The sequence below is a fragment of the Acidimicrobiia bacterium genome, assembly GCA_012959995.1.
Taxonomy (GTDB): Bacteria; Actinomycetota; Acidimicrobiia; order Acidimicrobiales; family MedAcidi-G1; genus MedAcidi-G2B.
In genome coordinates this window covers 7,575-11,198 of record DUCC01000031.1, presented here as the reverse complement: position 1 = coordinate 11,198, position 3,624 = coordinate 7,575, and the positions used below count along the sequence as shown (strand labels likewise).

5 protein-coding genes and 1 riboswitch are annotated in these 3,624 nt (G+C 51.8%); of the genes, 4 read left to right on the top strand and 1 reads right to left on the bottom strand.

The genetic code is table 11. The annotated features are described in order from the left end of the window. A partial coding sequence (locus EYQ49_08535) for a hypothetical protein (protein HIG25920.1) occupies positions 1-408 on the bottom strand: 408 nt, incomplete at its 3' end. Between the two features lie 275 nt (positions 409-683). On the opposite strand from EYQ49_08535, the gene EYQ49_08530 reads away from it, so the two are divergent. The 4 genes from EYQ49_08530 to EYQ49_08515 all read left to right on the top strand — a co-directional run bounded on the left by EYQ49_08530 (position 684) and on the right by EYQ49_08515 (position 3,523). Beyond that, positions 684-1,106 carry a hypothetical protein gene (locus EYQ49_08530; GenBank protein HIG25919.1) on the top strand — a complete coding sequence of 141 codons (423 nt, stop codon included), beginning with the start codon at positions 684-686 and terminating at the stop codon, positions 1,104-1,106. Next, complete coding sequence (locus EYQ49_08525) at positions 1,106-2,263, top strand: hypothetical protein (GenBank protein ID HIG25918.1); 1,158 nt, start codon at positions 1,106-1,108, stop codon at positions 2,261-2,263. The genes EYQ49_08530 and EYQ49_08525 overlap by 1 nt, the downstream gene beginning before the upstream one ends. A gap of 121 nt (positions 2,264-2,384) precedes the next feature. Continuing rightward, the gene (locus tag EYQ49_08520) at positions 2,385-3,110 is read left to right on the top strand and encodes a hypothetical protein (GenBank protein ID HIG25917.1); all 726 of its coding nucleotides are present in this window, start codon (positions 2,385-2,387) and stop codon (positions 3,108-3,110) included. A gap of 2 nt (positions 3,111-3,112) precedes the next feature. Further along, the gene (locus EYQ49_08515; protein HIG25916.1) at positions 3,113-3,523 is read left to right on the top strand and encodes a hypothetical protein; all 411 of its coding nucleotides are present in this window, start codon (positions 3,113-3,115) and stop codon (positions 3,521-3,523) included. A gap of 9 nt (positions 3,524-3,532) precedes the next feature. Beyond that, positions 3,533-3,617: riboswitch (SAM riboswitch) on the top strand. Positions 3,618-3,624 lie beyond the last annotated feature (7 nt).

The following is a 3,624-nucleotide window of genomic DNA, read 5'->3' as shown; positions in this document are numbered from 1 at the left end:
AGTGTCTTGAGCGAGGACGGTCAGGGCAGTTATGTAGGAGCGGAGGTGTGGACGGTTTTCTTCGTCAAGCGTGCGGTAGGCAACTTTGACGGTTTTTTTCCAAAGGAAAAGGGCGCTTAGTGGGGCGTTGAGTTTCTTTGTTTCGGCGAGCCACTGGACGACGGCGGCCAGGTTGTAGCGGGGGCTTCGGCCGCCGGCCATTGGCTTTGGGAAGGGATTGTGGGTTCTTTTGCGCCAGTGGTTGACTACGGAGGGGGTTTCCTTGCCGGCCAGTTGAGCGATTTCGCTGGCGGTAATGGTGAGCCCTTCCATGAGGAGGAGTCGCCAGTCAGGTGGGGGGGGAGGAACGGCCCGGGGTGCTTGTGTGGCTTCAAGGTCTAACGAGTGTTTGAAAACGGCAGTATTCATTGTGGCCAACTCGTACGATGGCGCACTAAAATTGCGCAGGGAGGGGGCGGCAAGTGCTGGTTCTGCCCATCTGTTGGGCTTTTCTTCTGGTTTTTCGGGCGGTTTATTCGAAGCGTTGTCGGTCATTTTTCCCTTTATCTAAAGGCAGGGTAGCCAAACAGCGCCCCATGTGCAAACATTTGTTGATTAATGCAAACAAATCTGAAATGTGATGATACAGACAAACTGAAATGTGATAGAGTATTGGTATCCCGACACACCTATGAGGAGATTTTATGACTGATGCAAACCCCGACCCCTCCGCCGAAGATTTTTCGCCTGGCGACGAAACTGCTACCACCGAACTTTTTGAATCGATCAGTGAAGTTGGTTCCGACACTCAGTACCTTCTCCGCAAAGAACGCCAATTGACCCGCATTGAAAAGTCTTTAAGCCAGCTGGGCCTTTTCGAGGCCCTTCGTTCATCTGACTCAGAGGGTTCGTGGGTCAGCATTGATGAGGAGACCAATGAAATTGTGTTCTCGGCCATCCCTCCCGAGCGGTTTAGTATTTTTGCCTTACATCTCGAAGAAATATTAGAAGCCCTTCAGGGGTCATTCTCACCGAGAGGCTCTTCCGGTTCAGCCCCAAAGCAGTTGGCTCTTTCTCCGGTTGCTCCAGGGTCAATTTCCACTCCTCACCTCGGAGGTCGTGTTTAATGGAGACTTCATTGCCAATTCCAGTAAAAGACTGGATTTTACTCAACCAAGCTATAGAAGCTGCAAGTAGTTTAGATAATCCTGCCGTGGCGACCATTAACTTTGACGAGTCACCAGACCATTGGGTGGTTCGTTCGAGCGATGGTTCGGTAATAAGTGTTTTGCATTCCAATCCAGAGCCTTTTACTCACCCTGAGTTGTCGGGTCAGGTCACTTTGATGGCTGGGCCCATTGCTTTTATTGCCCACTTGGCGGCGAATAACGCTGTTGATGACGAGGCTTGTCTTGTTATGGATGGCAATTATGTAAGGATTGAGACCGTTTCGGGAAGTTCAATTGTCTCGGATTTAGCTCCCCCGGAGCCTCTCCCAGGTTCTGAACCAGTTTCTTATGGCCGGCTAAATGGCGGCGGTGAGGTAAAGGCCAGAGATCTTGCGGCCGCTTTGCGTTCTGCGTTTACGAAAGTGGGTGTCCAAGAAGAGCGGGTTCTTTTTCCCGTCGTCAAGATTGGTGTAGAAAAAAATGCGCTGGCTTTAACCGTTGATTGGAGCCCGCTGGGCGCACCCCAAATGACTTACCGAGTAGAGGCGGAGTCAGTGGCCAGCGATCATCGAGCAGGAATTTTCTGTGGAACTATTGGGGATTTATTGAGCACGGCCAGCAACGATGCCACGGTGATGGTGGAAATGCTCGATGATTTTGTGCGCTTTACTTTGTTTGAGGGTGAAGCCTTGTGGACGGTTTCTGTACCGAGTTATTCCGATGGTGCACGACGATGGTGGTCGAAGGTGGAGCGAGCTTTCTCCGAGGCGGGCCACCATGCGGGTTTCGCGTCAGAGGGGGAGTTCACCACTTGTGGTCCTGGGGGAGATGCAGACGCCGTAACGGTCACCCTGCACGACACCAAGCCAGAAACCATTCGCCTTACTTTGCGAGTAGGGGACAATTTTGAAGAAACCCCAGAGTTTTATCAGCAACTCAGTCGGTTGAATTCCGGAAAGTCTGGGATCAAATTTTGGTCCGAGGAAGGCACGTTGGTGGCTTGTGAGGATGTTCCTTGCTATCGATTTGATGATGCTCCAGCAGCTGCAGAACATTTGCAGCGTGAAATGGTTGATTTGGGAGTGGTATTGGCGGCGGGCAGTACCTTGTTTTAGTCGCTGAGAAATTGTTTTACGGCCAGACCAGCAGACACCTTGGTGCGAGTCCAGGGCTGGCACGAATTGGTCAACCCGACCGCATTCCGGCTTTTCCGCCGCAAACATAAAGGACACAATTTTGAACCAGTTACCGAATGCCAAGCCTTCACAAAGTGCCGCAGTTGCTGCTTATATGGCCCGTATTGTTGATGGCGACACAGATGCTATTTTTGAGTTTTACGATGATTTTGGCCACAAGGTACGTTTTTTGGTAAAGAAGTCGCTGCTCTCTATGGGGCGCCATGATTTGCTTCGAGATGTAGCTGAGTTTGAGGGCATTGTCTTGAACGCCTGGTTGGATATGACTGAGCGAGCTTCGGGGTGGTCGCCGGAGGGCGCACTGCCGTGGACGTGGGCTGGCCAGCGAATTTACGCCACAGTTGTCCGTGGGGCGGGTCATGCCGTGGCCGATCCTGAGCGCTTTGCCTCTCTCGAAGGCGATAACGAAGACGGAAATGACCTTTGGGACATCAACCCATCAAACAGAGACTGCTCGGAGCAAGTTTTCGGGCGCCGCCCGGCGTCCGTGGATTCTTTCGTAGATGTTGCTATCGGGCACCCTGGTGTCCAAAAATTCATTGATGCCTTGAGCCAGGTGGCTTCCCCAAAAAATACGCAAGTTTTCTTGGATTACCGCTACCAGCAATGCAACGGCGACATATCCCCATCCCACACCGTGGCCGATTGGCACGAAATGACTCCAGACAACGTTCGTCAAATATTTTCTCGCACCTTGCGTAAGTTCCGCTCTTTAATTGAGGATGACGAGTCGTTGGCTCCCTTCCGAGAGATTGAGTGGATTTAACTATGAGCAACGATTTAACCCATTTAGATCAGCCAAGCGACCTTGCCCATGCGGCGATCCGTTACAAAGAGGCATTTATAGAGGTTTCTCATCGAGCGGCCCAAGCCGCTATTGCTCGGGAGAACATGCAATTGGCTAATTGCGATGCCTACGAGGCTTTTAATGCTGACCGGCAGGCCAACTTTGATGCCGACGAGGAGCCGCCGGTTTCTATGGGGTTTACTGGCCAACTGTCGGACCAACTGGGTAAAGATCAGAAAGTCATGGGTAAGGAAGCATTCCAGGCCAAACTTCGGTCTGATCAGTGTAAGGCGGCCATGCAACGTGCGGAGTTCAACGTTGATTCCAGCAGGCGTTCGCTTGAAGAGGCGGAACAGGACTTGTTGAGCGAAGCCCGAGTATCTAAAGCGTAAATTTACAGAAGTTCATCAAGACGACCCGAGGGACAGGCCCTTTGACGGTCACCAACCGGTGTAGTAGCCGGTGGTAATGCCTGATCGATGAGGAGAATAAT

Bases quoted from the DNA above. Each gene is read 5' to 3' on its own strand.
- EYQ49_08530 (HIG25919.1), top strand. From the start codon at position 684: ATGACTGATGCAAACCCCGACCCCTCCGCCGAAGATTTTTCGCCTGGC.
- EYQ49_08525 (HIG25918.1), top strand. From the start codon at position 1,106: ATGGAGACTTCATTGCCAATTCCAGTAAAAGACTGGATTTTACTCAAC.
- EYQ49_08515 (HIG25916.1), top strand. From the start codon at position 3,113: ATGAGCAACGATTTAACCCATTTAGATCAGCCAAGCGACCTTGCCCAT.